Source organism: Steroidobacter sp. (genome assembly GCF_016790065.1).
Taxonomy (GTDB): Bacteria; Pseudomonadota; Gammaproteobacteria; order Steroidobacterales; family Steroidobacteraceae; genus Steroidobacter.
The window spans coordinates 1-5,236 of record NZ_JAEUPY010000762.1 but is presented as its reverse complement, the minus strand read 5'-3'; the positions used below and the strand labels follow the sequence as shown (position 1 = coordinate 5,236).

At 59.9% G+C, this 5,236-nt stretch carries 4 protein-coding genes; 3 read left to right on the top strand and 1 reads right to left on the bottom strand.

Features of this window, described 5'->3' with window-relative positions; genetic code table 11:
- From JNL55_RS31030 to JNL55_RS31020, 3 genes are all read left to right on the top strand, one after another.
- On the top strand, nt 1–1,973 hold a 1,973-nt coding region (locus tag JNL55_RS31030; RefSeq protein WP_293863682.1), incomplete at its 5' end, for a hypothetical protein.
- Nucleotides 1,974–2,102: 129 nt separating this feature from the next.
- Entirely contained in the window at nt 2,103–3,308 is a 1,206-nt protein-coding gene (locus JNL55_RS31025) for a DUF444 family protein (RefSeq protein ID WP_293863679.1), read from the top strand.
- A 5-nt stretch (nt 3,309–3,313) separates the two neighbouring features.
- Nucleotides 3,314–4,732 (top strand): SpoVR family protein, encoded by a 1,419-nt coding sequence (locus JNL55_RS31020; RefSeq protein WP_293863676.1) that lies wholly within the window; start codon nt 3,314–3,316, stop codon nt 4,730–4,732.
- Between the two features lie 18 nt (nt 4,733–4,750).
- Here JNL55_RS31020 and JNL55_RS31015 read toward each other — a convergent pair.
- Nucleotides 4,751–5,236, bottom strand: a 486-nt coding sequence (locus tag JNL55_RS31015) for an NmrA family NAD(P)-binding protein (RefSeq protein ID WP_293863673.1), incomplete at its 5' end; no start/stop codon positions are given.

Sequence of the window (5,236 nt, the reverse complement as noted above, 5' to 3'; positions counted from 1 at the left end):
CGCAACGCGGCGAGAGCTTCGTCGAGGCCTTAAGCGCCTATAGCCGGTTCCACCGTGCGCAGCACTGGTCGGGCACCTTCGGCGAATTTCTTCGCACCGTTGTCCCGGGCAATACGCGGCAACTCGCGCGTACCAGCCACGAATATCTATGGGACATGCTCAATTGGTTCGGCAAAAACTCGCCGGGCACCAATGCTACTGCGGCCGCGAACGGCAACGGTAACAGCGGTAACGGTGAAGCCAGTGCCGGCGCCAAGGAGTTGTTCAAGCGCGAGTTGTTCGGTATCGACGAACCGCTCGGTCGCATCGTCGATTACTTCAAGGCCTCCGCAGCCGGTTCCGATGTCGGCAGACGTTTGTTACTGCTGCTGGGACCCCCGTCCGGTGGCAAGTCCACCATGGCCATTCTGTTGAAGCGCGGCCTCGAGGAATACAGCCATACCGATGAAGGGGCTATGTATGCCTTGCAGGGCTCGCCCATGCATGAATCGCCACTCAATCTCATTCCCGCAAGTTTGCGCGCGGAGTTCCGCGACACTTACGGCGTAGAGATCAAGGGCGAGTTGAGTCCGTGGGCACGCGATCGTCTCGAGCGCGAATTCGAAGGCGACTTCTTGCGCATGCCGGTGGAGCGAGTGTTCCTTTCTGAAGCATCGCGTGTGGGTGTTGGCACTTACGCACCACACGACCCGACGACTGCGGATCTCGCCGATCTGGTCGGCTCCGTTGATCTATCCAAAGTTGCGCAGTTCGGTGATGAAGGCGATCCGCGCGCTTGGTCATGGTCGGGCGCAGTGTATGCCGCGAGCCGCGGCGTGCTGGAGATGATCGAAATCCTGAAGGTGAAGCGCGAGTTCCTGTACTTGCTGCTGACCCTGACGCAGGAGAAGAACGTCAAGGTGTCGCGCTTCCCGCTGATCTATCTGGACGAGACCATTCTGGCGCACACCAATCTGGCCGAGTTCCACAAGTTCTTGCAAGAGAAGGAGAACGAGGCGCTGCTGGACCGCATGGTGATCGTCAAGGTGCCTTACACCTTGTCGTATTACGAAGAATCGCGGATCTACAACAAGTTGGTGTCCGCCGCGCCGGCGTTTCGCGATGTGCATCTCGACCCGCACGCGATGAAGCTCGCGGCTGTGTTCGCTGTGCTCACACGACTCTACAAACCCGAGCGCGAAGGTCTCGACATGTCCAAGAAGCTGCGCCTGTATGCAGGCGAGAGCGTGGAAGGTTTCCCGGAGACAGAGATCACTCGACTGCGCGCAGAGTCGCCCGAGGAAGGCCTTACGGGTGTCAGTCCGCGCTTTATCGTGAATTCGATTTCCAACGCCATCACGCGCACCGACAAGAAGAGCCTGACCAGCATGGAAGTGCTGCTCGCGCTCAAGGATTCGATCGAAACCGATGCGCGCATGGATGCGAAGGCCAAGAAGCTCTGGATTGATTATCTGGTATTGGCGCGCAAGGACTTCTACAACCGCTGGGTGAAGGAAGACGTGCATCGTGCGCTGTTCGCTTCGTTCGAAGACGAAGCCCAACAGTTGCTGGATAAGTACTTGGACGAAGTGGAGGCCGCGCTCGATCACCGCGAGGTGACCGACCCGATCACCGGCGAGTCGCGTCCCGCCGACGAGCGTTTCCTGCGCTCGGTGGAGGACAAGATCAAGGTATCGGAATCGGGCAAGCTGACCTTCCGTCAAGAAGTGGTACGCAAGGCCATGGTGGCGTACAAGGCCGGTGAGAAATTCACTCTCAACAGCCATTCGCGCATGCGCGAAGCTATTGAGCAATATCTGTTCGAGGAGCGGCGCGATGTGCTGCGCCTGGTGACATCTGCCGCGCGTCCCGACGACGAGGCCCGTAAGAAAATCTCCGCGGTTCAGGATCGCCTGACTTCGGAGTACGGTTATGACGATCACAGCGCCAAGGAAGCGCTGAGTTATGTGACGACCTTGCTGGCTCAGGAATGATCTGGAGTGAGCTTAAGGGCACTGAACCGGATGGCACTTTTACAAGTATCTTTGTGTAAAGGGCGATCCATGAGCACCTCTTAGGCGTACTGTAGTAGCAAGGGCCGATTGAGACGGGGGTTGCGAGCGATGAGCGACAACGCAACGGGCACCACGACCGATGGCGGATCTGGCGGCTCTGGCGGAAATCGCAGCCCGGGTGAGGCCGGTTGGTACGACCTCTTCTCGCGCGGCGCGAGAGATTGGCTGCGTCACAACGACAAGGTGCGCGATGCCGTGCGTCAGCACCTGCCGCAAATCGTTGCCGGCGCCGATGTGCTGACCGGCGGCGCCAGCACCGTGCGCGTGCCGGTGAAGATGCTGGAGCATTATCGTTTCCGGCTACGCAATTCCAACGAACAGCAAGGCGTCGGCCAAGGCCAGGCCAAGCCCGGCGACCGCATCGGCCGCCCACAACAGGACAGCGAGAATCAACGCGGCCAAGGCGGCAACGAAGACGGCGGCGTGCAATACACGCTGGAGTTTCGTATCGACGACATCGTCGATTGGTTGTGGGAAGAAATGAAGTTGCCCAACCTCGAGGCCAAGGCCGGGCGCGCCAAGGAAGACGATTGGATACGCGAAGGTTGGGATCGACGCGGCGCGCGCTCGCGACTCGATCGCCGTCGTTCCATGAAAGAATCCATCAAGCGGCGCGGCGTGCAAACCGCCAACGGCGCCGAGTCGCCCTCGTTCACCGATGATGATTTACGGTATCGCCAGCTCGCCAAGCGCGAACAGCCGGCCATGCAGGCCGTGGTGATTTTGTTGCTCGACGTGTCGGGCAGCATGGGCGAACGCGAACGGCAGATTTCCAAAACGTTTTTCTTCTGGGCCATTCAAGGTCTGCGGCGTCAGTACCGACATCTGGATCTGGTGTTCGTGGCACACACTTCGGAAGCCTGGGAGTTCGAAGAGGATGAGTTTTTCAAAGTCACCGGCACTGGCGGCACGGTGGCTTCGGCGGGCTTGAAGAAGGTGCGCGAAGTGATCGACGCGCGTTACAGCCCCAGCCAATACAACATCTATTTGTTTTACGCCTCCGACGGCGAGAACTTCCCTTCCGACCAACCGCAAGCGCAGGTCGCGTTGGAAGAGATCGCCGGTGACTGTAACTACAGCGGCTTCTTGGAAGTGGCGCCGCTGGCCGGCTCGGCCCCGGATAGCGAGATCGGCAGGCTGTTCGTCGACTTATCGCGGGATGACGATAGCGTCGGCGCGTATCGCGTCAGCGGTACGGACGATATCTGGAATGCCGTGCGGCATTTCTTCACCCACGCCTCGCAGGGTTCCTAGACGTCATGCCCAACACGACGCCCACCTCCATGAAGGCGGAAGACTGGCAATCCCATATTTCGCGCATCGAACAGTTGGCTCGCGCGCAGGGATTGAAGTACCACCCGGTGGAGTTCGAGGTGGTCCCGGAAAGTTTCATGACCGAGATTGCCATCTACGGTCTGCCGGTGCGCATGCCGCACTGGTCGTTCGGCGTGCGTTATATCTATCAGCTCATTCAACATCGGATGGGCTTGTCGCGCTTGTTCGAAGTGGTGTTTCCGGGCAATCCCGGCCGTGCCTATCTGGCGAAGAGCAACAGCGCGGCTGAGAACGTATTGGTCACCGCGCATGTGTTGGGTCACGCGGACTTTTCCACTAACAACATGTTGTTCCGTCGTAGCCAAGATCAAGTCGGCGAACACATCGTCGAGCAAGCGGCCGCTCATGCGCGTCAGATTGCGATGGCCATCCAGGAACATGGTTTGGAACGCGTGGAGTTGGTGCTGGACGCCGCATTGTCGCTGGAACAGCATGTGAACATCGACAAAGGCCTGCGCCGGCCGCGTTATCCGGAAATGCAGGCTGAGCGCGGACCGCCGTCGAACGATGAATTCGCGAAACGTTTCGCCGCCCTCGGGCCGGACACTGCGCGCCCTGCTCCCACCGGTCCCGCGAAGAAGGCACCGATCCCGCCGCATCCCGAATCGGATCTGCTCTGGTTCATTGCGCAGTACGCGCCGGAAATGGAGCCTTGGGAACGTGACATCTTCCTGGCCGTGCGCGAGGAATCGTTTTATTTCTATCCGGTGTTCGCTTGCCAGATCATGAACGAAGGCTGGGCTTCGTACTGGCATGCGCGGCTGCTGCGTGAGGCCGACTTTCTGCCGGCATCGGCCTATGTCGACGCCATCAAGTGTCATTCAGATGTGGTGCGTCCGACCGCGAGTGGTGAAAACGTCGCGTTGGCCACCAATCCGTATCACTTGGGCTTTTCGATTTGGGAAAAGATCGTGGCAGCGCAGGGCATGGAAGCCGCTCGTCGCATCATGGCCGAAGACGATGACTTCTCGTTCGTGCGCAACCATCTCACGCACGATCTGGCCAGCGAATTGAAACTGTTCCGCTTCAAGGGGCCGGCCACCGGCACGCTGACCGTTCAGGAAACAGATTTGTCGGCGCTACATGAAGCGCTGCTCGCTCCCAAGTATGGATTCGGCGCGCCCCGAGTGAGTGCGGCTCGCGTGCATGTGGATGGCAAACTCGACCTGGTGCACGACCATCTCACCGACGGTCGCGGCCTCGATCCCGAACGGGCGCGCAAAGTATTGGAGTACGTCGCCAAAGTGTGGCGTCGACCGGTGACCATGACCACCGTCGACAACGATCAACGCACTGTGGAGATTTCCGTCTCGCCCGGACTGACGCCGAGCTTCAGCCGCTGACGCAGCGGTCAGCGCCGCTCAGGCGGCCGAGGCGGACAAGAAACGAGTCTTGTAATCCTGCACGAAGTCTTCGAGTGAGCGCGGCGGCCGGCCGGTCACATCCTGCACCACCGAGTTGGGCGGCACATTGAGCATGTTGGACGCGCAGGCGTCCCAATACTCCAGCTTGGCCTCGATCATCACCGGCGACAGGCCTTTGCCCTGCAGCCAACCGCGCGCTTCGTTGGCGGTAATGTCGTTGTAGCGCACCGGCTTGCCCAGAATATGACTCAGCCTGTCAGCGATTTGCGGAAAGCTAAGGCTCTCCGAGCCCGTCACCGTGTAGATACGTCCAGCATGCGAAGGATCTTTCAAAGCCGCGACTGCGACCGCAGCCACGTCGCGCGCATCGACCCAGCTCCAAGGATTGGAGCGGAACGGGCCGGCGATCAAGCCTTGCTGGGCAATGGTCGGAGCGAACTCGAACAACAATTGCAGCATGTAAGCCGGCCGCAAGCGGGTCAG

Excerpts from the sequence above, each read along its gene's own strand:
- JNL55_RS31025 (WP_293863679.1), top strand. The coding sequence starts at position 2,103 with ATGAGCGACAACGCAACGGGCACCACGACCGATGGCGGATCTGGCGGC.
- JNL55_RS31020 (WP_293863676.1), top strand. The coding sequence starts at position 3,314 with ATGCCCAACACGACGCCCACCTCCATGAAGGCGGAAGACTGGCAATCC.